We start from the raw sequence: 22,805 nt of genomic DNA on the forward strand, positions 1-22,805 counted from the left end.
TATATGGTTATGGGAATCTACCCACAGGTAATGACATACATAATCCTAAAAATTATGGCGGTATCTTAGTTAACGGCACAAGTCGCGTTACGGTTCATGGCAATATTTTTAGCCGTAGTTATGTGCAACTGGCTGACGGAAGCCAAAATAATGCGAGTTTAACCGTAAACAACGGTTTGGTTTATGCCAACAGTGTTGTATTGCAAGATGGTGCCAGTGGTCAGATGAACTTTAATGGTAATGTTTATACCAGTGATGACTTAGAACTTAACGGTACAGGTGGTAGAATCAACATCAACGGTAGCTATTACGGTTACACCGATGGTAGTGGAACAGGTATCACTCATGATTTAAGCAGTGCCATTGTTATTAATGCGGATATGAATGCCGGATCATCATTATCCATTGATGGTGCCTTTAGTAAAGTTCCTGTAGGTACGACAAAAAAAGATATTGATTTTTTGGAAAGTCACGAAGGTATACTAATTGGCGGTACAGCCTATGTGGATGTAGAACCCACCAGATATCAAACGGGAGAAAGCGTATCTCTAAAAGGCAATTTTGTAGCATACGCATGGGGATTCGATCAGGAAACCATTGATCTTATGAAGTTGGCTGGAGATAACTTTTTCAATAAAACACCTTATGATTTTTATGCAGGTAGCGGAACCATTCAAGATGCTGAGGTTGAAGGTAAGTTTCTAAAGGACAATGTCTCTTGGATGAATATTGACGGTACAACCATAAGTTTGGCAAAGGGTACGACAACAGAAGATTACGAACTAAATGATAGAAAAGCCTATTTTGTGGCTTTTAAGCATTATATTGATGTCAATACTAATACCTTTATTAAGACCGGTCCGGGCGTCAATCTTGAAAATTATATCTATACCACCGGATTGAAGCTTGTCAAAGATCCTACACATGATGTTAATGATTTCTTAGACCTGACCTATCACAATGGGACAAATATTAATAAAGTCGGTCAAGAGGGTTATGATAGCTTAAGAATCAAGATTAGTCAAGATCATATTTATCAACTGCATATGATGCGCCACAGAAGTGACACCGGTGCGCCTTCTATTGATAATCCGGACGCAGACCCATTGGTAGACCCAACTTATTATAATGTGAATGCTGTCGATAAGTTCACCAAAATCGATACCATGGGTTCACTAAATTATAACAATGCCCCTTATCCAACGGTAGCAAGCGTCTTAAATGCAGCTCAGAATGCTCTGGAAATAACCTATGTCAATGATGCAACAGCACAAACCTTACATATATATGGTGGAGGCAGTTCAGGCACCAATAGCCCTTCCATAGACATACCTAGTGGTAGGGCTCAAGGGATAGTTGTTCATAATGGTGACATTGTGATTCATGGTGATTTGGCTTTTGCAGGCCCCATCATTTCAGGTGGTTCCATAACCGCTATGGGTGGTACTCAGACCTATAAGAATAATTCAATGGTCATAAAAAATTACTTAGCACAGAAGATTTACGAGGACAATGTATTATATAATTTATTTAATGTGGTGGACCGAAGTGGACCAGGATCTGCTCCGGTATACCTAGAAGAGATTGAATTTGTTGATTTTGATGATAGTACGACTTTAGATCTGAACAACAACAGTCCTTATAGATATAGTGATCTAATGCGTTTTGAATTCTGGAAAGTTGAAGAATAGGTGATCGATGATGTGTGTTAAAAGTATGAACAATATCAAAAGACAGGATGGTTATACACTGATTGAGATGATCATTGTCATGGCTTTATTGGCCATTGCCATTGGTCTTTCCGGTTTTGGGTTGAATACGCTATACACCAACAACATTAATACCTATTCCAATCAACTGATTAGCGAAATTAAGCTGGTTCAAACAAAAGAAATGGCTTCCAAGGATAAAGACTATAGGTTGACTTTGACCTATGACGCAGCCCTTGAACAATATATCGTAAGGACTCTGGTGCGCGTAGGAACAACCGGTACCTACTCGACGCTAAAGACCATTAAGTTACCCAAAAAAGTAGCCATCAAAAAATGGGACGATACAGATTATGTGGACATTCAACCACCGAATTATTCATTAATCAGTTTTGAGTTCGACAGCACCTCCGGTCAAGTTAAGAATACGGCCAATGGTGATGGCAGATATGAAATCAGTTCAACGGCTTCCAGCCGTGTCATTGAATTTGAGGTGATTAAGCAAAACGGAAGGGTGGTTATGAATGAATAATAATAAAGGATTTACCACCATTGAGATTATATTGGCCATTGCCATAGCCGGCATCATCATGGGGGCTGTGGGTACGTACTTAACCTTTAACTTGAAAGGCTTTAACGCTACAAAAAGCGTTATCGATATTCAGTATGAAGGCCAGTTGGCCATGAACCAGTTGACGGCCATAGCCAAGGAATCAAAGGGTATCGAAGCCATAGAAGATCAAGCAGGTAATTCAAGTATTGATTCACCGGATGTTGTCATTAATCCAAGTATGATTATCTTCCATCAAGAAGATCCTATAGAAGGTACCATCGAATATGAAATCACTTATGACCCAAGCACTCAAGAACTAACCTGCACCATAACACCGGATGGGGGTGCGTCTTCAAGCTATATCATGGCCAGTCGTATTGAACAGTTAAGGGTAGCACCCACCAATAATATAGACTTTGAATACACCAAAAGCATTCAGATTTTTATGGATATGGCAGATGGTGATGCAAAAATGAGTCTTCAAAGTCAAGGGAAGTTTCGAAATTATGAAAAATAATAGAAATCTCTACATATAAAGGACAGACCAACTTAATTTTGGTCTGTTTTTTTTGACACTCAGCATGTTTGTTGTTATAATCATTAAGTGAAATCATGAAAGTATGGTGATGAAAATGAAGATATTATATCCGGATGAATATTTGGATCAAGTGTATAACATTGACTTTGAAAGTCTGTATGAGAAGGGTTACCGAGCAGTTTTGTTTGATGTGGACAATACCTTAGTGCCTTTTGATCAGCTTGATGCCCATGATGCGTTGATTCACCTTATGAAAACACTTAGGACCATGGGATATAAAGTGGCTCTGGTGTCCAACAACTCTAAGGAAAGAGTAGATGCTCTCAACAAAGGTTTGAAGATACCTGTGATGGCAAATGCGATGAAGCCTTTTACTTATAAACTTAAGCGCATATTAAAAACAATCAAAATTCATCCCCAAAATGCTATCTTTGTTGGTGATCAAATTTTTACAGATGTATGGGTGGGTAATCGTTTAGGTATGTATACGATTTTGGTTAAACCGATACAAAGCAAGGAACAAATGGTTACTTTCATTAAGAGAAGAACAGAAAAATTACTCTTAAATAGATATTTAAAGAAAGAAGGGCGCTAAATGATAAAAGGGACAACGGACATATATGGTTTAATCGGAGATCCGGTTGGCCATAGTTATTCACCTTTCATTCATAACATGTTGGCAGAGGCCCTAAAGGAAAATATGGCTTATGTAGCCTTTCATGTTACGGAAAATCAACTTGAGCATGCCATGGCAGGTCTACTGGGGTTGAATATTAGGGGTGTTAATGTTACAGTACCTTATAAGGTCGATGTTATGACTTTTTTGGACCGAGTAGAGGATATGGCCAGAGCAATTGGTGCTGTTAATACCATCATACATAAGAATAATGAGCTTATAGGTTATAATACAGATTGGATTGGACTCTCAAGAGCATTAAGGGAAATCAAGGTTGATGTTAAAGATAAATCGATACTGATTATTGGTGCCGGAGGGGCTGCAAGAGCAGTTGGTATGATGTGTGCCCACGAAGGCGCAGGCCATATTGCCATAACAAATAGAACACAGGCCAATGCTGAGCAATTAACCAAATTAATTAACCGTCATTATGATGTATCCACTGAAGTGATTCCCCTTGAAGAGCTTAAAGAAAGAAATGATTTGGTGATGGCTTTTCAGACGACGCCTATTGGCATGTATCCTCATAGTGCCAATAATCCTATTTATGAAACCAAGTTCTATAAGACTTTGGAGGTTGCGGTGGACCTTATATATAACCCACCTGAAACCCATTTTTTACGTGAAGCAAGAGAAGCAGGTGCCATAACCATGAATGGTATGGGCATGCTTTTTCATCAGGCTGTTGCTGCTTTTGAGTTGTGGCGTGAATGTACGATTGATGATGGAACTAAAAAAAAATCCTATCAGGCTTTTTTACAACAGATGACGAAATGATACAACAATAGGTGAATAATATGAGTGATGGAAACAAAGGTGAGAATATCGTTTTAATAGGGTTCATGGGTTGTGGTAAAACTTCCGTGACAAAAGAACTGGCCAAGCGTTTAAATCTTAATTATATTGACATGGATGAAGAAATTGAAAAAGCTGAAGGTAAAACAGTCAGTGAAATATTTAAAGACCATGGTGAAGCTTATTTTAGAGATCTTGAAACGACATTTCTAAGCAATCTAGAGGATCAAAAAAGCAAGATTATTTCAACTGGCGGTGGCATTATTCTAAGAGATGAAAACATTGAAATGGTAAAAAAGATAGGTATTGTTGTTTTTTTACAAGCGAGTGTTGCGCATATTCTTAAGAATATCAAAGATGATCATAAGCGGCCTTTGTTACAAGATGAAGAAGATATTGAAAAAAAAATTACGACCATGCTGGAGTTAAGGGAACCCTTGTATTTAAGAACTGCCAATGTCATTATACAAACATCCGGTAAGCCAATCAAAAACATCGTAGATGAAATTCTAGAGATTTTATGAGGTGATGGAATGAAAATATTGGTCATTAATGGACCTAATCTGAATTTTTTAGGCATTAGGAATAAGGATATATATGGACATGAGGATTACAAAGGCCTACAAGAGAAGATTATGACCTATGGTTTTAAAGAACAAGTTGAAACAGAGTGTTTTCAGTCTAATCATGAAGGTGCCATCATAGATCGACTTCAAAAAGCCTATTATGATCGGGTGGATGGTATTGTCATTAATCCGGGTGCTTATACCCATTATAGTTATGCAATTAGAGATGCAATTAGTAGCATTCAGATTCCGACGGTGGAAGTTCATATTTCGAACATATATGAACGGGAGGCCTTTCGTCATGTTTCTGTCACGAAGGATGTATGTGTGCATCAGATTGTTGGAAAAGGTTTAGATGGTTATTTAGAAGCCATCTCTATTCTTAAAGATAGACTTAAAGCATAAATTTATAACCAATGGTTAAGGTGTCAAAACTATATAGTTGAACTTTTGCATACAATATATAGTTATGAATGCATCAACGTAATCTATATATTGTATGTAAATTTAGTGAAACTTAGTTTTGACCCTTTAACCAACCAATGTTATAAAACACGGAGGAAACTAATGACCGAAAGATACAAGGTTCAAAGACATGAACGTTTACTAAAAAAAATGAAAGAATGGGCGCTACCGGCAATATTTATATCCAGTGCCCACAATCGGCGTTATATATCCGGTTTTACAGGTTCTTCAGCTTATGTATATATCACAGCCAATAGAAAAGTACTCATGACAGATTTTCGATATATAGAGCAGGCAACAATCTCCTGTCCAGATTATGAAATCTTGGACTATATGAAATTAGGTTTAAATGAGACCATTAAAGAAATCATGAAGGTGGATGGAATTCATAGTCTTGGGTATGAAAACCATCATTTGACGGTCAAGGCATTTGATTTTCATAGAAATTACCTTAATCATATTGAATGGATTCCTCTTGAAGATATGATAGAAAGGTTACGTATGGTCAAGGATCAATCGGAGTTGGATTTGATTGAATACGCTGCAAGTATCGGTGATGCAGCATATAAACATATACTTGAATACATTAGGGTAGGCATGAAAGAAGTCGAGGTAGCTTTGGAACTGGAAATGTTTATGAAGAAAAAAGGTGCCAGCCGTCTTTCTTTTGAAACCATTGTTGCATCAGGGAAAAGATCTAGTCTACCACATGCTGAACCGACGACTAAAGTGATTGAAAAAGGTGATTTTGTAACCTTAGACTTTGGTTGTGTTTATGAAGGTTATTGCTCAGATATGACCCGTACTCTTGTTATGGGAGATGCGAATCCGGATCAGACGAGATTATACAATACAGTTTTAAAGGCTCAAGAAATGGCACTTACAGCCCTTAAAGCGGGTATGACCGGTAAGGAAGTGGATCTTATAGCGAGAGACTATATCTATGACCAAGGTTATGAAGGCTATTTTGGTCATGGATTAGGACATAGTCTAGGCTTAGAAGTACATGAAAATCCAAGATTATCCCAACAAGGAGATATGACCTTGGAAGAAGGTATGGTTGTGACCATAGAACCGGGGATTTATATACCGGATTTTGGTGGCGTACGTATTGAGGATCTTGTTGTCGTCACCGCTGAAGGTTGCAAAAACATTGTTCATTCAGATAAAAAACTCATAATTATATAAAGTGTTAAAAGGTCAAAATTAAGTTTGACAATAATCGTAAAAAAGTGTTGAAAAAAAAAGGTATTTAGATTACAATATGTAAATGATTTCCAAGAGTTTATGAGGAAAAATATCTGAGTGATTATTTAGGTATTACAAGGAGGACAATAAATGGTATCAGCTGGTGATTTTAGAAATGGTTTAACAATTGAAATAGATAATAACATCTATGTCATTGTTGAGTTTCAACATGTTAAACCCGGTAAAGGTGCAGCTTTTGTAAGAACGAAGATTAAGAATTTAAAAACAGGTTCCGTGATTGAAAAATCATTTAGACCAACAGAGAAATTTGAAAACGCTATCATACAAAGAAAAGATATGCAGTATTTGTATAGAGATGGTGATGTTTTTCATTTTATGGACGTTGAGTCTTATGAACAGATTGGTTTGACGGAAGAACAGTTGGATGGTGCCTTAAAGTTCGTAAAGGAAAATGAGATTGTAAAGGTTTTATCACATGCAGATAAGGTGTTTGGCGTTGAACCACCTATTATTGTGGAGGTGTTGGTAACACATACTGAACCTGGTGTTGCCGGCAATACAGCACAAGGTGCGACGAAGCCGGCTACAGTAGAAACCGGTGCAACTGTCTATGTACCTTTGTTTGTGAATATTGGCGACAAATTAAAAGTTGACACAAGAACCGGCGAATACATATCTAGAGCTAACTAGAATAAAGCAGCCCTGTATATAAAAAGGGCTGCTTTATTCTTCTTAATTTGCAAGCAAACCGCGACATAGTCGCTTTGTTCTTGCACTCTAGGAAAGACCTACTCTAGCATACAGCATAGAAACATTGCTGTATGCGTTAAGGAACTTTTCTGCCGTGAACAATTTGCAAGCAAACCGCGACATAGTCGCTTTGTTCTTGCATACTTGAGCGACTTTCGATATAATGATACTAGCAAGTTGTGAATACAATGGAATGGAGGCAATATAATGGACAGACAAGTTTTGAAAATACATGATCATGAAGATGTAGGGGAAATCCATATTGCAGATGAGGTTATTGCGATTATAGCTGGCCTTGCAGCGACAGAAGTAGAAGGTGTCAAGGGTATGGTCGGTAATCTAGCAGGTGATATTGTTGAACTTCTTGGACGAAAAAATCTAGCAAAAGGTGTGGTTGTAGAAGTAGGCGAAGGCTGTGTTTCTCTTACCTTGGCCATTGTTGTGACTTTTGGTAGTCAGATTATAGAAGTATCCAAAAGTGTTTCTGAGAAGGTGAAGAATGCAGTGGAGACCATGACTGGACTTACTGTGGAAGTCGTGAATATAAATGTTACCGGTGTTGATATAGAAAAGTAGTATCACAAATCGAAAACGTTGATACCCTTAAATTGTTATTTAAGGGTATTGTAATGTATGGAGGCAATTATGAACAGAAAAAATATCAGGGAGAATATTTTTAAGATTATATTTTCCTATGAATTTGGACTTGAGGTTCCTATTAAGGAGCATATTAAGGATTATCTTGAGACTATTGAAGTCAAGGAAGATGAAGCCGATTATATTAAATCAAAGACCCTGGGTATCGTTGGCAAGAAAGCTGACTTAGATGCCGCCATTGGATCAAGTTCTACAAGCTGGAATCTGAAACGGATTGCAAATGTGGAAATGGCCATACTTAGACTGGCTTTGTTTGAGATTCTATATGATGAGGAAATACCTACCAATGTGGCCATAAATGAAGCTATAGAAATGGCAAAAAAATATGGCGGGGATCAATCTCCAAAATTTGTAAACGGTGTTATTGCAGGCATTATTAATGAATAGCGCATCTTTCATACTTTTTGAAAGTTGCATTAATAATTATAGTTAAAGTAGGGGAAAGATGGAAAAACAGGTACTTAAAGTTAGTCATGTCAATGCCTATATAAAACAATTGATGGATAAAGACTTCATCTTAAAGAACCTTTCAGTTCAAGGTGAAATATCCAATTATAAAGCACATAGTTCAGGTCATCTGTATTTCACTTTAAAAGATGAAGAGAGTACCATAAGCTGTATTATGTTTAGAACCCATGTCCAGAATATGGGATTTGAATTCGAAAACGGTATGAAAATTATTGTACAGGGAGCGGTTTCAGTCTATGAGCGAAGCGGTCAATACCAGATATATGTTCGCAAAATAATGCAGGACGGGTTAGGGCAACTGTATCAAGCTTTTGAAGAATTGAAGAAAAAATTAAGTCGAGAAGGACTCTTTGATGAAGCAGCCAAAAAACCTATTTGTAAATACGCAGGGCATATTGGAATCATCACCTCAGATACAGGTGCTGCTATAAGGGATATCGTCCAAGTGTCGAAACGACGCAACCCATATATAAAAATGACGCTTTATCCGGCACTTGTGCAAGGTCCGGATGCAGCTCAAACCATTATCAAAGGTATAGGATATTTTAATCAAGAACAAAAAGTAGACACCATTATCCTTGGAAGAGGTGGTGGGTCCATTGAAGATCTATGGGTGTTTAACGAAGAAGAGGTGGCTAGAAGTATTTATGCGTCAGATATACCCATTATTTCTGCTGTCGGTCATGAAACGGATTTTACCATATCAGACTTTGTAGCAGACCTTAGAGCACCAACACCTTCAGCAGCAGCTGAGTTGGCGGTTTATGATTACTACACTTTACATAACAATCTGAACCAATATGACTTGACATTAAGGCAAGCTATGTACCGCCAGTTGGATCATAATAAAAAAAAATTAGAACTGATAAAAATACAATTATCACATGAGCATCCGGGATTGAAATATGAAAGAAAGTATCAATATATAACAGAATTAGAAGATAAGATAAAAATGCGCATGGAAAATATCTTGAGAAAAAAGAAACATCAGGTGAACCTACTAGAGGAAAAATTAAAAGGCTTGTCACCGATTCAGAGATTAAAAGAGGGATATGCTTATTTAAGTGATCTTCAGCTTAATAAAGTTACATCCGTTAACCAACTTAATCCTAATGACAAGGTTATGTTGACTTTATCCGATGGTCAAGTCATAGCCAATGTTGATGTCATAGAACATAATAAAGGAGATGCTTGAAATGGATAAAACGACTTCTTTTGAAATATCAATAGAAAGACTTGAGAATATCGTAAATGACCTAACATCAGAAGATCTTACACTAGAGGATTCAATAAAAAAATATAAAGAAGGCATGTCATTGGTAAAGCATTGTAACGATTCTATTGACAAAATAGAAAAAGAACTGGAAATCCTGACAAATAAGAAGGCGTAAAGATGAATGGATTTGATGAAAAATTCAAAAAAAAACAACAGAATATTAATCAACTTCTTATCGAATTTCTTCCTCAAGAAACCAGTGGCTATCACGAGATCGTCATAGAGGCGATGACTTATAGTCTTTTAGCAGGCGGAAAAAGAATTAGACCTATGATTCTCGAGGAAGTCTATGGTTTATTCAAACCAAAGTCATTAGCTATTGAGCCTTTTATGGCGGCAATAGAGATGGTCCACACTTATTCTCTGGTTCATGATGATCTACCGGCTATGGATAATGATGATTTAAGACGGGGTTTGCCCACTTGCCACAAAAAATATGGTGAAAATATTGCAATTCTCGCCGGAGATGCTTTGTTAAATAGGGCCTATGAGATTATGTTTGAAGGCATCATGAAATACAAGTTAAATGATCAAGGCCTACTTGCAGCATCATGTTTAGCAACCAATGCGGGAACAAAAGGTATTATTGGCGGCCAAGTTGCAGATATCACCTATCAAGACCAGTTGGTAGATATGGATGTGATTGGTTATATTCATCAACACAAAACATCAGCCCTAATAGAAGCAGCTTTTATGATGGGTGGTTATTTAGCTGGACAAAATGATGAGGTCATCAAAAAATTAAATAGAATCGGAAGGTGCATCGGTCTAGCCTTTCAGATTCAGGATGACTTACTGGATGTAACCGGAGAAGAGGCAAAGCTTGGTAAGCCAATTTTGAGTGATATGAAAAACAAAAAAACAACTTATGTAGATTTAAAAGGCGTTGAAGATTCTAAAGTGATTGTTAGCGACTTGTCAAATGAAGCCATTAGCATCCTAAAATCCTTTGACAACAATAAGACGGCCTTCTTAATGGCATTTACAGACTATATCAAAGAACGTAGTTATTAAAGGAGAATAGCATGAATGAGATTAGTGATTTATTAACCAATAGGGTTTTTCTTTCAGCAATGTTAGCATGGTTTATCGCTCAATCTATTAAAATAACCTGGATATTGATTAAAGAAAAAAGATTTGATGTTGGTAGATTAATGGGGTCCGGCGGCATGCCCAGTGCCCATTCAGCATCTGTTGTTGCAACCACATTTTCTATTGGTAGGATTATGGGTTTTAACAGTCCTATGTTCGGCTTTGCCAGCATGATGAGTTTTATTGTTATGTATGATGCAGCCAATGTAAGAATGGCCGCAGGTAAACAAGCAAAGCTTATTAATCGGATTATCAAAGAACTGGGAGAACATAAATTCTCAATGTATAAAGAACTTAAAGAGCTCTTAGGTCATACTTATCTGGAAGTCTTTGTAGGTGCCTTACTGGGTATGATTATCGGACTTAATATGGCATAATAGGGCCAGTGATGTTATAATATGATTTGTTAGTGCTGAAGATGCAGTATTCTAGTCATGACCTGCGCATCAGAAGACGGGCCTAAAAAACCGTATAAGGGCATATCGATGAAGTTTCTGGTGTGAGCTTGCGACGCCCAGTCGCGGGCTTGTGCTGGGAGTTAAGACATTAGGGCGATCCACAAGGGCATGTGGGCGTTGACCCTTTTGTCGCGGAGACCAACGTATGTGGGTTAACATGATCTACGGCGTTGGATTAAACCTGTCATGCGGCGTAAGCTGTGGACAGTGTAGCCTGCCTTGCGTGACTTTGAAGGGGATAGTAATTTAGGCATGGATTCTTAGGCCAAAGAGGAAATGTTATTGTTGCTTGAAATTTGAAGTTGCTAAAGAGGCTAAGAGGCGTTTGGTGATGTGAGGAAAACTCCTAGACTGTTCGAAAGAGGTTATCATAGGATTACAGTGTGGTTATTAAGGCGATCTAGCGCCATTTATTTTGGGAATTCAATGAAAGAGGAATCGCTCCTTTGGCGACATCGGAGTTTGAATTTGGGAAAACCTGCTAGACCATATGCCGCAAAATTTACTATGATAATTATCTTCAGCTTTTAATAAAATAGAATTAATGTGATTTAAAGTATGAGATGAGGGTGTACATGAGTGACCAAAAAAGTCGGATCAAATTCCGTAATATGTATACAAATAAAAAGGTGAATTATTTATGGGTTTATGTGATCACCGTGATTACATTTTTTGTAGCCTTAATTTTAGGCTATATATCTTTGGTATTTATGGAAAAAGTTAGTGTTATTGGCGCACTCTTTATATTGTTAGTTATTGTTTTTTTAGGCGTCATTTTTGACTTGTTAGGTATATCAGTTACAGCTGCCACGGAGACACCTTTTCACTCTATGTCTTCCGGTAAGGTTAGAGGTGCTCAAGAAGCCATATTGATTATTAGACACGCTGGCGCTGTAGCCAACTTCTTTAATGATGTGATTGGGGATATTTCAGGCATTATTTCAGGATCAGCATCTGCGGCCATTGTTATTAAACTAAATGAAACCATGACCCTAAAAACAACTGCTGCCAGTATTATTCTGACCTCCATTATTGCCGGGTTTACTGTTGGTGGCAAGGCAATTGGAAAAGAAGTTGCTTTACGACACGCCAATCATATTGTATATAGATTGGGTATTATATTAAGTTACATAAAAAAAAGGAAAAAAAGGTGACATATGTTTAAAATATTGGATAAAATTCATTCTCCTAAGGCTTTGAAAAGTCTTGATATGAATGATTTAAATAGATTAAGTCATGAAGTGAGAAAATACTTGGTAGATGTGATCAGCGTGACAGGTGGTCACCTAAGTTCTAATTTAGGTGTCGTTGAACTTACCATTGGTCTACATTATGTATTTAATTCACCTACAGACAAATTGATTTGGGATGTTGGTCATCAAAGTTATGTTCATAAAATTTTAACAGGACGAAAAGAAGCGCTTAAGACCGTTAGACAATACCAAGGACTAAGTGGCTTTCCTAAACGTAATGAAAGCGAGCATGATTGCTTTGACGTCGGACATAGTTCAACTTCGATATCTGCAGCTATTGGGTATGCTGTGGCTAGGGATATGCTTAAAGAAGATCATAGTGTTGTTGCCATAATCGGAGACGGTGCTTTGACTGGAGGTATGGCCTATGAAGCCCTTAACAATGGTGCGCAGATGAAAAAGAACTTCATCGTGATCTTAAATGATAATCAAATGTCCATTGGCAAAAATGTTGGTGGTATGGCAGAATATCTAGATACCATTAGAACCGGTCATGTTTATAAGGAAATCAAGCAGGATGTTCACAAGGTATTGGATCAAATTCCTGTAATAGGTAAAACCCTTACAAAAGGGGTCAGAGAAATCAAGGATGCCTTTAAACAAGTTTTTATTCCCGGTATGTTTTTTGAAGAGATAGGTTACACTTATTTGGGTCCAATAGACGGTCATGCACTACCACAGATTATTAAAGTACTTAATCAAGCCCGTCGAATTGAAGGACCGGTTCTGATTCATATTAATACAATTAAAGGAAAAGGCTATTACCACGCTGAAATCAACCCTTCTAAGTTTCATGGTACTAAACCCTTCATCACAAAAAATGGTGAAGCGTTAGTAAAAAAAGAGGCAAATACTAAAAAGTCTTATGGAGAACTGATGGGGGATAAATTGATTCAATACGTTAAAGAAGGTCATAAGATTGCAGGTATTACAGCAGCCATGCCGGATGGAACAGGTATGTCCCATTTTATGAAAACATGCCCAAAAGCTTTTTTTGATGTAGGGATTGCCGAACAGCATGGGGTTACTTTTGCTGCAGGTTTGGGTCTAAGCGGTATCAAGCCCTTTGTTGCCATTTATTCTACTTTTTTACAAAGAGCGTATGATCAGGTTTTACATGACGTTTGTATACAGAAAATCCCCGTCGTTTTTATGATAGATAGAGCCGGATTGGTTGGAGAAGACGGCGAAACCCATCAAGGTATATTTGATTTATCTTATTTAAATCACATGCCAAATATGACTGTCATGGCGCCCATGGACAGTGAAACCTTTAAGGACATGATGGATTTTGCCTTAACCTATATGGAGGGTCCGATTGCCATTCGGTATCCAAAGGGTGAAGCACCTTATTACCAGTATGACAAAAGTCCCATTGCGTATGGTAAAAGTGAAGTATTAGAAATGGGTAAAGATATTGCCATTCTTGCCGTTGGTTCTATGGTGGATGAAGCCATAAAAGCCAGCACAATGGTCGAAACAACTGTAACCGTTGTAGACGCTCGATTTGTCAAGCCCATAGATTATGATCAGATTGATAGATTAGCAAACACACATAAGCATCTTTTGGTAGCAGAAGAAAACACTATGATAGGTGGGTATGGCAGTGAAGTGATACGGTATGTACATCGTAAAGGATATGATATCAAAGTGGAAATCATGGGTATTAAGGATAATTTTATAGAACATGGTTCAAGGAATAAGCTAATGGATGTATTAGGTTTGACAGCCAATCATATAGCGGCATATATAGAAAGATATAACAGGTGAAACGATGTCAGTTGAGAAAGAAAGGCTTGATATTTTACTCGTTGAGTTGGGCCTAGCACCATCTCGTGAAAAAGCCAAGACATTAATCATGTCCGGAAATGTTTTTGTTGGCGGTCAGAGAGAAGATAAAGCGGGAACAAAAGTTAATAAAACCCTGGAAGTTGTTGTTAAATCCAATCCAAACCCTTATGTGAGTCGTGGTGGTTTCAAATTGGAAAAAGCATTACAACAATACCCAATCGTTCTTGAAGACAAGATTTGTATGGATGTAGGGGCTTCAACAGGTGGTTTTACGGATTGTATGTTACAAAATGGTGCGAAGAAAATCTATGCAATTGATGTTGGACGAGGACAATTGGATTGGAAGCTTCGACAAGATACGCGTGTGGTCTGTATGGAGAAAACAAATATTAGGTATGTAACGCCTGATCGGATTCCGGATCCTATTGATTTTGTTAGTATGGACGTATCCTTCATTTCAATTCTTAAAGTGCTACCTGTAGTTAAGCTGTTGATGAAAGAACAATGTGAAATGATTTGCTTGGTCAAGCCTCAATTCGAAGCCGGACGTGAAAAAGTTGGGAAAAAGGGTGTGGTTAGAGATCCTTTAATTCATAAAGAAGTTTTAATCCGTATTTTGTCAGAATCGGTTCAAATAGGTTTTGAATTTTTAGGTTTGGACTATTCACCAATAAAAGGCCCAGAGGGTAATATTGAGTATTTATTATATGTAAGAAAGAATACAGTGGATGTGTCCTTTGAAAGCTTTAAGGCACGTATTGATGCGGTCGTAAATCAAGCCCATAATACACTGTAGTTGGAGGCGTAATGAAGAATGTCTATATGATTATTAACACCAGTAAAGACCCTACTTTGGCCTATAGTTGTAAAATTATGGATTGGTTAAAGTCAAAGGATTGTAAAGTGTACATAGATAACTATGTACGAGAGTGTTATGCCTTCAATGCTATTGATATAGAAGATGATTCCGAACTGGACGATATTGATTTTGCCATTGTACTTGGAGGTGACGGTACGATTATTCATTCTGCCAGACGGTTGGCTATGCATGAAATTCCGATTCTAGGCATTAACTTAGGAAATCTTGGATTTTTAGCGGAGATAGAGGAACATGAGTGGGAAGAAAATCTAGAAAAAATATTAGAAGGTAAGTATGAAATAGAAACTAGAATGATGCTTGAAGCACAGATATACAATGAAGGTCTCTTGATCGATGAAAGTTTTTGCCTAAATGATGTAGTTATTAGTCGTATGGCTTTATCTCGAATGGTTGGATTTAGTATTTACGTTAATGAGGAATTTGTTAATTATTATTCAGCAGATGGGATTATTATTTCAACACCTACGGGATCTACAGCCTATAATTTATCTGCAAACGGACCGATTCTGGCACCTCATAATGAAATGATTGTTATGACGCCTATTTGTCCCCACTCTTTAACAGCTAGAAGCATTGTATTGTCCAGCAATGATAAGGTCAAAATCAATTTTGAACATAATCGACGCGCATGGGATAATGACTTAATGGTGACCATCGATGGTCAAGATGGTAAAGAAATCAACAATGATGCAGAAATCATCATCCAAAAAGCTGATTTAAAAACCAGGTTGATTAAAATAGAAGGACATAACTTTTATCATATATTAAGGAGAAAACTGGGTGGTAATTAGAGGAGGTTGGTTATGAAAATAGCTAGACAGTCAAAGATCATAGAGTTGGTGAATCATTTTGTCATCGAAACCCAAGAGGAATTGGTGCACCGACTTCAGGAAGATGGTTTTGAAGTTACACAGGCAACGATTTCAAGAGATATTAGGGACCTGAAACTTACCAAAGTTTCCATACCCGGTGGCAAACAAAAGTATGCCATACTTCCATCTAAAGAAACCAATTTGAGTGAAAAGTACATTCGTATTTTTAAGAATGGGTACAACAGTATGGATCGGGCAGGTAATATGATTGTTCTTAAAACTTTGACCGGTATGGCTATGGCAGTGGCAGCTGCAGTAGATGCTATGGATTTTGATGAAGTTGTGGGATGTATTGCTGGTGATGACACCATATTCTGTGCAACTCGAACTGAAGCCGATGCTATTTTTGTCATGGAACGTTTAAATAAAGTGGCACGCGGCCAATAAGAACATAGGTTTATGGGAGGATTAGATGTTAATATATCTGCATGTAGAAAATTTTGCTCTAATTAAATCTTTGGAAATTGACTTTGATCATGGTCTGACGGTTCTTAGTGGTGAAACCGGTGCAGGTAAATCTATTGTTATTGGTTCGATGAATGCCATCTCCGGTGCAAAGCTAGATAAGTCGATGATTCGTAAAGGTTCTGATTATGCCTTGATTGAGATGATTTTTGTTCTACAGGAAGAAGCGTTAATCAGATTAAAAGAAAAATATGATATTGACTACAATCATGAACAAGAGTTATTAATATCTAGAAGATTCAATATGTCAGGGCGTAGTGTGTATAAAGTCAACCATCAGACTGTGACGGCTGGAGTGGTAAGCGAAATAGCGGATATGACCTTGGACATTCACAGTCAACATGAACATCAATCTCTTTTAGACCAAAACAACCATATTGATCTACTGGACCGGTATGTTGGTCAAGGGCTTAAGACCTTAAAAGATGATCTATATATGGATTATAAGGCCTATAAAAAACTGATCAAAGTCGTTGAAGAAGACTATCTCACAGTAGATGATCGAAAGCGGGAAATAGATTTTTTGAAGTTTGAAATCAATGAAATTCAATCTGCCCATCTGATTGAAGGCGAAGATGAAACTTTAAGTAAAGAGTTTAAGCTTTTATCTAATCGTAATAAAATACTTCAAAAATTATTGGGTGTTGAACAGCGTTTAACACAAAACCCTGAAATGAATCTATGGGAATGGATTGGTCACATTTTACGAGATTTTGAAGGTATACGCCATTTGGATGATGATATTGAAGATATGGCTATTATGATGGCACAAATTGAAGATATGGTCAAGGATTTGAATAAACATGTGGAAAATTATCTAGAGGCATTAGAAGCAGACGATCAAAGCTTGAATGAAGTGGAAGAACGTATACACATCATTAATATTTTAAAATCCAAATATGGTCATAGCATAGAGGCGATTTTATTTGCATTAGAAGAGAAAGAAAAGCGCTTGAACCATTTGGAAAACTATGAAATTGATTTGAAAAAAAACAAAGAAGCTCTTCAAAAGTTGACAGAACGACTGGAGACAAAGTGTGAAAAAATTTCCCGTCTAAGAAAGAAAGCGGCAAAAGAAATTGTAAAAAATATTGAAACCGTACTGGTAGATTTGAATTTTGCAGATGCAAAAATGGAAATCAATATTAAAAAACTAGATGAATTCGGCCAAAATGGCTATGATCAAATTACTTTTTTGATTAGTACCAATAAAAATGAGTCCGTTCAACCCTTAACTAAAATCGCGTCCGGTGGTGAACTTTCAAGGGTTATGCTCGCCATTAAGTCTGTTTTTGCTGAAATGGATCAGATTGGCACTTTGGTTTTTGATGAAATCGATAGCGGTATCAGCGGTCGTACCGCCCAAAAAGTAGGAGAAAAAATGTCGATTTTGGCCATGCATAGACAGATTATATGTATTACCCATTTGCCACAAATCAGCGCCATGGCAGATCAGCATTATTTAATCGAGAAGTTAGAGTCACAAAATAGGATTGAGACTTTTGTTAGACCATTAAAAGGTGCGGAAATCTTTCAAGAATTGGCCAGACTTATTGGCGGTGTGAAAATAACTGAGAATACATTAGAGTCGGCTAAAGAAATGAAAGAACAAGCGACAGCAATAAAAGAGGCTTATATAATAAAGCTTAAGTGAGATGAAACGAAGGGGGCCAAAGTTATACTTTAGTCCCCTTTGCTTGTAAAAAAAGTAACTACATTAGCAAATACAGTACAAGATATTATTTTAAGAACTTCAAACTGATATCAAAAGCATTAACCGAATGGGTGAGACCACCTACACTGATGATGTTCACACCGGTTTTGGCCACATCAACGATGCGGTCTAGGGTCATATTGCCACTGGCTTCTAATTGGGCTCTTCCCTGATTGATCTTTACAGCAGCGCGAAGCATATCGTTGTTCATGTTATCCAGCATGACAATATCAACGCCAAGTCTCAAGGCTTCCTTTAGTCCTTCAAGACTTTCAACTTCTATCTCGATTTTGGTTGTATGGGGTACCCTAAAGCGAACTTGAGCCACGGCAGTTTCTATTGATCCGGCTCCTGCAATATGATTATCCTTAATCATAACAGCATCCGAGAGTCCATATCTATGATTGTAACAGCCTCCGATTCGAACGGCATATTTTTCGAGCAGTCTAAGTCCGGGCGTGGTTTTTCTTGTATCAACGATTCGAACAGGAAAGGCCTTAACAGCCTGAGCATAAAGATGGGACATCGTTGCAATACCACTTAAGCGTTGACATAGATTCAAGGCCAATCTTTCACCCATTAGAATCTTATCAAGAGGGCCGTTTAGGGTACCAATGATGAATCCCGGCTCTACAAGATCACCATCTTTAGCAAATGTTTCAAAAACGATTGTACTGTCTATCGTTTGAAAGACGAGTTTCATAACTTCGATACCACAGATAACACCATCTTCTTTAGCGATAAAAGATGCTTGAATCTTATGGTCATGAAATACGATGTTTTGGGAAGTGATATCGCCATAGGGCATATCTTCCTCAAGCCATTCAATTATTTTTGCTACTAATTGATGCTTATTTATAGGTCCTTGCATGATTCAAGTCCTTTCTTTTCTATTTCTTTGTAGTGGCAGCCTAAGCTCTCATGATCCAAGGCATCTTCAACAACCATTAAACTGACGGACACGAGGTTATAAGATTTGGCATGGTCCACATGATCAAAACGTATTTTTTTGAGCGGGGAAAGAAGGCGTATTAGCTCAGACTTCGCTAACTTAAGTTGATGGTCATAGCGAACAATGCCTACATGTTTGGTCATGATTTCTTGAACACAGGCCTTATGGACTTTATAACTATTTGAAGATGTTGTCTTAGTATGCTTCCATGTATCCAGTGGGTTTTTAGTAATAGTAGGCAGTGAGATATGTTCGTGAGTAGAGACAATGTGTTCTGCAACATTTTTACCAAAGACCAAACACTCCAAGAGTGAGTTACTGGCCAATCGATTGGCACCATGAACCCCTGTTGAGGCAACTTCACCACATGCGTATAGATTCATAAGATTGGTACGTCCCATTAAATCCGTACAGATGCCACCAACGGCATAATGGGCCACCGGTGTTACAGGAACTAGGTCAACTCCTAAGGTTAGACCGTCATTTTCTAATGTTTTGAATATGTTCGGAAAGCGTTCTTTTAAGTATTTTGTCTTTAAGTGCCTTGTATCCAAGTAAACAAAAGGTTCTTGAGTGGACACTATAACATCATAGATGGCCTTTGAAACAATATCTCTAGGAGCTAACTCTTTCAAAGGGTGAATGGAATCCATAAATCTGTTTTTATGAGCATCTAGCAAATAGGCCCCTACACCTCGCATGGCTTCGGTTATAAGAAAATAGCCCTTGTTTTTATTTTTATATGCAGTGGGATGAAATTGTATATAACGCATATCTTGACATTTTACACCTGCAAAGGCGGCGATGGCGATGGCCTCACCAGTTGAACCTTCTTGGTTCGTAGTATGTGTATACAAATCACCAAGTCCTCCAGTTGCCATAACAATATGTTTGGCATAGATAACTTGTATGGTTTCATTTATTTCATAAACAATGCCTATGGCTTGCTGATTATGTATTACTAGCTCTAGCAAGGAAGCACCTTTTAAGATTTGTATATTATTTGAGGACTCAACTTTTTGGTCTAATAGACTCATTACAGATTGTCCAGTTTGATCGCCGCCGGCATGAATCACTCTAGGATATGAGTGTCCACCTTCTAAAGTGGCATGTATTTTTTTCTGTGCGTCGTAATCAAATTCCACACCAAGTTTCTTTAGGGTCTGGATTTGATTGGGTGCATTCTCAATTAATGTCTTAACCGCGTCAAGCTTATTGGTATGTCTTCCGGCCGTTAAAGTGTCTTCAATATGCGCTTCAAAAGAATCTTTTTGGTCAAGTGAGATCGCAATACCGCCTTGGGCCAAGGTTGAGTTGGTTGAGTGGTGGCACATCATTGTAATCTCAAGATGGGTAGGTAGATTAAGTGCAACATAAGTACCCGCTAAGCCGGTACCGATAATAAGAACATCTGTAGTTTTCATGGTATGTCACCTTCTAACTGAGTGCCAGCATTTGATCTAAGGCATTATAAGCGGCCAATCGTGTTGCTTTATCGATAATCATTTCAGAACTATTGTTAAGTAAAGAACGATAAATGTCTTCCAATTTAGTTTTTTTCATATTCTGACATAATAATTTACCAGATGCTAGGTAAAATGCTTTTTCAGGTTCGTTTTGCTTCAGACGGTGTAAAACACCTTCTTCAGTACAAATGATAAAAGATCTGGCTGATGAGGCGCTAGCGCGATGAATGATGCCAGCCGTAGAACCGACGAAATCAGCTAATTCAACTATACTTGGATCGCATTCGGGATGAACTAGAACTTCGGCACTTGGATAAAGAACTTTCATAGACATGACATCTTCAAGCTTCAAACGGTCATGGGTTCTACAAAACCCGGGCCACAAATGCATTTGCTGACCAGGTAGTTGTGTATTAATATAGTGACCAAGATTTTTGTCCGGTAAAAAAAGTATTTCTTTCTGGTCCAGTTGTCGGATGATATGCAAAGCATTAGATGAGGTGACGCAAATATCTGTTAAAGCTTTAACATCTGCTGAAGTATTGACATAAGATACAATATAATGGTTAGGATGTCTTTTCTTATGCATAGATAGCGACTTGGCATCAACCATGTCTGCCATAGGGCATCCTGCGTCTTGATTGGGTAGAAGTACCCTCTTATCAGGAGATAGAATTTTGGCAGTTTCAGCCATGAATTTTACACCGCAAACGACAAGGCAATCGGCATCAACATCTTTACCGTATTTGGCCATAGCCAAAGAATCACCCACAAAATCAGCCAAATCCTGTATTTCAGGTGACTGGTAAAAGTGGGCAATGATGGTTGCGTTTTTTTCAGCTTTTAAATGATGAATTTTTGATATGAGTTCTTGAGACATGGTTATTCCTCTCCAATTTAGCATGTGTCTTGACATTATTTAGGAGAAGTATATCACAAAGAGGGTTCAAGTGTCAAAAGGAAGCTATAGAAACCCTATTAGCAACGAGCTCAACATGCTAGGAAAAGAAATACTTACGTGTTTGACATGGACACTTTAACAGTTTAAGTAATTATATACAAAAAAAATGAATAATATCATTAATAAATGTTATATTTTATGTTATAATGAATGCAAATCATAATCTATTTAAACATTTAACAAAAGGTAATACTACGAAAAACGTGGTTAAGGCGTCAAAACTATATAGTTTAACTTTCATGTGTTTTTTATATAAACTTATGAATGACTTCGTTTTGACACTTTAACAAAAGTTAAACAGGATTGGAGTGATGGTATTGGAGACCCAAATGTGGCGGGAATTTTTAATTCCGTATCAGCAAGCGGTACAAGAAATGCAGATAAAGTTTGAAAGTATTGTGAATGAATATCATAAATTAAGCCAATATTCACCAATTGAATTTGTTGCTGTTAGGGTTAAAAAGATTTCTAGCATTCTGGAAAAAGCTAAGAAAAAAGGCATTGCACTAAGCGATATTGAAAATCAGATTGAAGATATTGCAGGGGTTAGAATTATTTGTCAATTCGTTGAAGATATTGATAAGGTAGTGGATCTTATTAAAAGTAGGAGGGACATAATTATTAAGTATGAAAAAGATTATGTGACCCATACGAAGTCCAGTGGGTATAGAAGCTATCATATGATTATCTACTATGATGTTCACACTGCTTTGGGTGAGAAGCGTATACAGGCAGAAATCCAAATCCGTACTTTAGCTATGAATTTTTGGGCGACGATTGAGCATTCTCTAAAATATAAATATAAGCATAATATACCGATAGAGATTAGAAATCGATTGGTGGCTGCAGCTGAGGCGGCTCATAACTTAGATAATGAAATGTCTAAAATTCGTACAGAAGTTCTGGATGCTCAGAATTCTTTTCAATATAAGTCTGGTATTATTGCAGATATTCTTAATAATGTGCAGAATATTAGTAGTGTGGCAAAGGATGATCTAGAAATTCAACATATTCAAGATGAGTTTTATCGTTTATGGGAATCCGGTGTTATTGAGGAGTTGACAGAGTTTAATAAGAGGCTGGATATTGTAGCTGAGACTTATAGGGCTCAGAGCTTGAATTAAAGAGATAAAAGTTATTGTAAGCAGTAAGTATTTATTTAAATCCGATGTCCGATAGGATTAACTGATTAATGAATACTTACTGCTTTTTGCACATTTAAAGAAGAGAAGAAAGCCA

General features: G+C 37.4%; 25 protein-coding genes. 22 read left to right on the top strand and 3 right to left on the bottom strand.

Annotated features, from left to right (window positions below):
• The 21 genes from AC6F8J_RS11830 to recN form a co-directional block, all read left to right on the top strand.
• A partial coding sequence (locus tag AC6F8J_RS11830; protein WP_500723537.1) for a hypothetical protein occupies positions 1-1,691 on the top strand: 1,691 nt, incomplete at its 5' end.
• A gap of 25 nt (positions 1,692-1,716) precedes the next feature.
• Positions 1,717-2,241: a prepilin-type N-terminal cleavage/methylation domain-containing protein gene (locus AC6F8J_RS11835; RefSeq protein ID WP_500723539.1), complete on the top strand. Its 525-nt coding sequence runs from the start codon at positions 1,717-1,719 to the stop codon at positions 2,239-2,241.
• Entirely contained in the window at positions 2,234-2,779 is a 546-nt protein-coding gene (locus AC6F8J_RS11840; RefSeq protein ID WP_500723540.1) for a prepilin-type N-terminal cleavage/methylation domain-containing protein, read from the top strand. The genes AC6F8J_RS11835 and AC6F8J_RS11840 overlap by 8 nt, the downstream gene beginning before the upstream one ends.
• 115 nt (positions 2,780-2,894) lie before the next feature.
• Positions 2,895-3,395 carry a YqeG family HAD IIIA-type phosphatase gene (locus tag AC6F8J_RS11845; protein ID WP_500723542.1) on the top strand — a complete coding sequence of 167 codons (501 nt, stop codon included), beginning with the start codon at positions 2,895-2,897 and terminating at the stop codon, positions 3,393-3,395.
• On the top strand, positions 3,396-4,253 hold the full coding sequence (gene aroE, locus AC6F8J_RS11850) for a shikimate dehydrogenase (protein ID WP_500723544.1): 858 nt from the start codon (positions 3,396-3,398) through the stop codon (positions 4,251-4,253).
• A 20-nt stretch (positions 4,254-4,273) separates the two neighbouring features.
• Positions 4,274-4,795 carry a shikimate kinase gene (locus AC6F8J_RS11855; protein WP_500723546.1) on the top strand — a complete coding sequence of 174 codons (522 nt, stop codon included), beginning with the start codon at positions 4,274-4,276 and terminating at the stop codon, positions 4,793-4,795.
• A 9-nt stretch (positions 4,796-4,804) separates the two neighbouring features.
• A complete protein-coding gene (aroQ, locus tag AC6F8J_RS11860) occupies positions 4,805-5,242 on the top strand; it encodes a type II 3-dehydroquinate dehydratase (RefSeq protein ID WP_500723548.1) in 438 nt (145 codons plus the stop codon).
• A gap of 162 nt (positions 5,243-5,404) precedes the next feature.
• Positions 5,405-6,490 carry a M24 family metallopeptidase gene (locus tag AC6F8J_RS11865; RefSeq protein ID WP_500723550.1) on the top strand — a complete coding sequence of 362 codons (1,086 nt, stop codon included), beginning with the start codon at positions 5,405-5,407 and terminating at the stop codon, positions 6,488-6,490.
• 150 nt (positions 6,491-6,640) lie between these two features.
• The gene (gene efp / locus AC6F8J_RS11870; RefSeq protein ID WP_500723551.1) at positions 6,641-7,201 is read left to right on the top strand and encodes an elongation factor P; all 561 of its coding nucleotides are present in this window, start codon (positions 6,641-6,643) and stop codon (positions 7,199-7,201) included.
• A gap of 267 nt (positions 7,202-7,468) precedes the next feature.
• Positions 7,469-7,837, top strand: a complete 369-nt coding sequence (locus tag AC6F8J_RS11875; RefSeq protein WP_500723553.1) for an Asp23/Gls24 family envelope stress response protein — start codon at positions 7,469-7,471, stop codon at positions 7,835-7,837.
• Between the two features lie 69 nt (positions 7,838-7,906).
• Entirely contained in the window at positions 7,907-8,305 is a 399-nt protein-coding gene (gene nusB, locus AC6F8J_RS11880) for a transcription antitermination factor NusB (RefSeq protein ID WP_500723555.1), read from the top strand.
• Positions 8,306-8,363: 58 nt separating this feature from the next.
• The gene (xseA, locus tag AC6F8J_RS11885) at positions 8,364-9,581 is read left to right on the top strand and encodes an exodeoxyribonuclease VII large subunit (protein ID WP_500723556.1); all 1,218 of its coding nucleotides are present in this window, start codon (positions 8,364-8,366) and stop codon (positions 9,579-9,581) included.
• A gap of 1 nt (position 9,582) precedes the next feature.
• Positions 9,583-9,777, top strand: coding sequence for an exodeoxyribonuclease VII small subunit (xseB, locus tag AC6F8J_RS11890; RefSeq protein ID WP_500723557.1), 195 nt, complete (start codon positions 9,583-9,585; stop codon positions 9,775-9,777).
• 2 nt (positions 9,778-9,779) lie between these two features.
• Positions 9,780-10,676, top strand: coding sequence for a farnesyl diphosphate synthase (locus AC6F8J_RS11895; protein ID WP_500723558.1), 897 nt, complete (start codon positions 9,780-9,782; stop codon positions 10,674-10,676).
• Between the two features lie 11 nt (positions 10,677-10,687).
• A complete protein-coding gene (locus tag AC6F8J_RS11900) occupies positions 10,688-11,131 on the top strand; it encodes a divergent PAP2 family protein (protein ID WP_500723559.1) in 444 nt (147 codons plus the stop codon).
• Positions 11,132-11,787: 656 nt separating this feature from the next.
• On the top strand, positions 11,788-12,366 hold the full coding sequence (locus tag AC6F8J_RS11905) for a hypothetical protein (RefSeq protein WP_500723560.1): 579 nt from the start codon (positions 11,788-11,790) through the stop codon (positions 12,364-12,366).
• Between the two features lie 3 nt (positions 12,367-12,369).
• Positions 12,370-14,235 (top strand): 1-deoxy-D-xylulose-5-phosphate synthase, encoded by a 1,866-nt coding sequence (dxs, locus tag AC6F8J_RS11910; protein ID WP_500723561.1) that lies wholly within the window; start codon positions 12,370-12,372, stop codon positions 14,233-14,235.
• 4 nt (positions 14,236-14,239) lie between these two features.
• Positions 14,240-15,052: a TlyA family rRNA (cytidine-2'-O)-methyltransferase gene (locus tag AC6F8J_RS11915; protein ID WP_500723563.1), complete on the top strand. Its 813-nt coding sequence runs from the start codon at positions 14,240-14,242 to the stop codon at positions 15,050-15,052.
• An 11-nt stretch (positions 15,053-15,063) separates the two neighbouring features.
• Positions 15,064-15,927, top strand: a complete 864-nt coding sequence (locus tag AC6F8J_RS11920) for an NAD(+)/NADH kinase (RefSeq protein ID WP_500723565.1) — start codon at positions 15,064-15,066, stop codon at positions 15,925-15,927.
• 12 nt (positions 15,928-15,939) lie between these two features.
• Positions 15,940-16,395, top strand: a complete 456-nt coding sequence (gene argR / locus AC6F8J_RS11925; protein ID WP_500723566.1) for an arginine repressor — start codon at positions 15,940-15,942, stop codon at positions 16,393-16,395.
• Between the two features lie 25 nt (positions 16,396-16,420).
• On the top strand, positions 16,421-18,127 hold the full coding sequence (gene recN, locus AC6F8J_RS11930) for a DNA repair protein RecN (protein ID WP_500723568.1): 1,707 nt from the start codon (positions 16,421-16,423) through the stop codon (positions 18,125-18,127).
• A gap of 85 nt (positions 18,128-18,212) precedes the next feature.
• Here the strand turns inward: recN and nadC are convergent, their stop codons facing one another.
• From nadC to nadA, 3 genes are read right to left on the bottom strand one after another with little or no spacing between them, the layout of a single operon-like run.
• Entirely contained in the window at positions 18,213-19,058 is an 846-nt protein-coding gene (gene nadC, locus AC6F8J_RS11935; protein WP_500723569.1) for a carboxylating nicotinate-nucleotide diphosphorylase, read from the bottom strand.
• Positions 19,043-20,563: an L-aspartate oxidase gene (gene nadB / locus AC6F8J_RS11940; RefSeq protein ID WP_500723570.1), complete on the bottom strand. Its 1,521-nt coding sequence runs from the start codon at positions 20,561-20,563 to the stop codon at positions 19,043-19,045. The genes nadC and nadB overlap by 16 nt, the downstream gene beginning before the upstream one ends.
• A 13-nt stretch (positions 20,564-20,576) precedes the next feature.
• On the bottom strand, positions 20,577-21,485 hold the full coding sequence (gene nadA, locus AC6F8J_RS11945) for a quinolinate synthase NadA (protein WP_500723572.1): 909 nt from the start codon (positions 21,483-21,485) through the stop codon (positions 20,577-20,579).
• A gap of 398 nt (positions 21,486-21,883) precedes the next feature.
• Here nadA and AC6F8J_RS11950 point away from each other — a divergent pair, with 398 nt between their 5' ends.
• Positions 21,884-22,690: a RelA/SpoT-related domain-containing protein gene (locus AC6F8J_RS11950; RefSeq protein WP_500723711.1), complete on the top strand. Its 807-nt coding sequence runs from the start codon at positions 21,884-21,886 to the stop codon at positions 22,688-22,690.
• The last annotated feature ends 115 nt before the right edge of the window (positions 22,691-22,805 follow it).

The organism is Petrocella sp. (genome assembly GCF_059865615.1).

Excerpts from the sequence above, each read along its gene's own strand:
- AC6F8J_RS11835 (WP_500723539.1), top strand. The coding sequence starts at position 1,717 with ATGAACAATATCAAAAGACAGGATGGTTATACACTGATTGAGATGATC.
- AC6F8J_RS11840 (WP_500723540.1), top strand. The coding sequence starts at position 2,234 with ATGAATAATAATAAAGGATTTACCACCATTGAGATTATATTGGCCATT.
- AC6F8J_RS11845 (WP_500723542.1), top strand. The coding sequence starts at position 2,895 with ATGAAGATATTATATCCGGATGAATATTTGGATCAAGTGTATAACATT.
- aroE (WP_500723544.1), top strand. The coding sequence starts at position 3,396 with ATGATAAAAGGGACAACGGACATATATGGTTTAATCGGAGATCCGGTT.
- AC6F8J_RS11855 (WP_500723546.1), top strand. The coding sequence starts at position 4,274 with ATGAGTGATGGAAACAAAGGTGAGAATATCGTTTTAATAGGGTTCATG.
- aroQ (WP_500723548.1), top strand. The coding sequence starts at position 4,805 with ATGAAAATATTGGTCATTAATGGACCTAATCTGAATTTTTTAGGCATT.
- AC6F8J_RS11865 (WP_500723550.1), top strand. The coding sequence starts at position 5,405 with ATGACCGAAAGATACAAGGTTCAAAGACATGAACGTTTACTAAAAAAA.
- efp (WP_500723551.1), top strand. The coding sequence starts at position 6,641 with ATGGTATCAGCTGGTGATTTTAGAAATGGTTTAACAATTGAAATAGAT.
- AC6F8J_RS11875 (WP_500723553.1), top strand. The coding sequence starts at position 7,469 with ATGGACAGACAAGTTTTGAAAATACATGATCATGAAGATGTAGGGGAA.
- nusB (WP_500723555.1), top strand. The coding sequence starts at position 7,907 with ATGAACAGAAAAAATATCAGGGAGAATATTTTTAAGATTATATTTTCC.
- xseA (WP_500723556.1), top strand. The coding sequence starts at position 8,364 with ATGGAAAAACAGGTACTTAAAGTTAGTCATGTCAATGCCTATATAAAA.
- xseB (WP_500723557.1), top strand. The coding sequence starts at position 9,583 with ATGGATAAAACGACTTCTTTTGAAATATCAATAGAAAGACTTGAGAAT.
- AC6F8J_RS11895 (WP_500723558.1), top strand. The coding sequence starts at position 9,780 with ATGAATGGATTTGATGAAAAATTCAAAAAAAAACAACAGAATATTAAT.
- AC6F8J_RS11900 (WP_500723559.1), top strand. The coding sequence starts at position 10,688 with ATGAATGAGATTAGTGATTTATTAACCAATAGGGTTTTTCTTTCAGCA.
- AC6F8J_RS11905 (WP_500723560.1), top strand. The coding sequence starts at position 11,788 with ATGAGTGACCAAAAAAGTCGGATCAAATTCCGTAATATGTATACAAAT.
- dxs (WP_500723561.1), top strand. The coding sequence starts at position 12,370 with ATGTTTAAAATATTGGATAAAATTCATTCTCCTAAGGCTTTGAAAAGT.
- AC6F8J_RS11915 (WP_500723563.1), top strand. The coding sequence starts at position 14,240 with ATGTCAGTTGAGAAAGAAAGGCTTGATATTTTACTCGTTGAGTTGGGC.
- AC6F8J_RS11920 (WP_500723565.1), top strand. The coding sequence starts at position 15,064 with ATGAAGAATGTCTATATGATTATTAACACCAGTAAAGACCCTACTTTG.
- argR (WP_500723566.1), top strand. The coding sequence starts at position 15,940 with ATGAAAATAGCTAGACAGTCAAAGATCATAGAGTTGGTGAATCATTTT.
- recN (WP_500723568.1), top strand. The coding sequence starts at position 16,421 with ATGTTAATATATCTGCATGTAGAAAATTTTGCTCTAATTAAATCTTTG.
- nadC (WP_500723569.1), bottom strand. The coding sequence starts at position 19,058 with ATGCAAGGACCTATAAATAAGCATCAATTAGTAGCAAAAATAATTGAA.
- nadB (WP_500723570.1), bottom strand. The coding sequence starts at position 20,563 with ATGAAAACTACAGATGTTCTTATTATCGGTACCGGCTTAGCGGGTACT.
- nadA (WP_500723572.1), bottom strand. The coding sequence starts at position 21,485 with ATGTCTCAAGAACTCATATCAAAAATTCATCATTTAAAAGCTGAAAAA.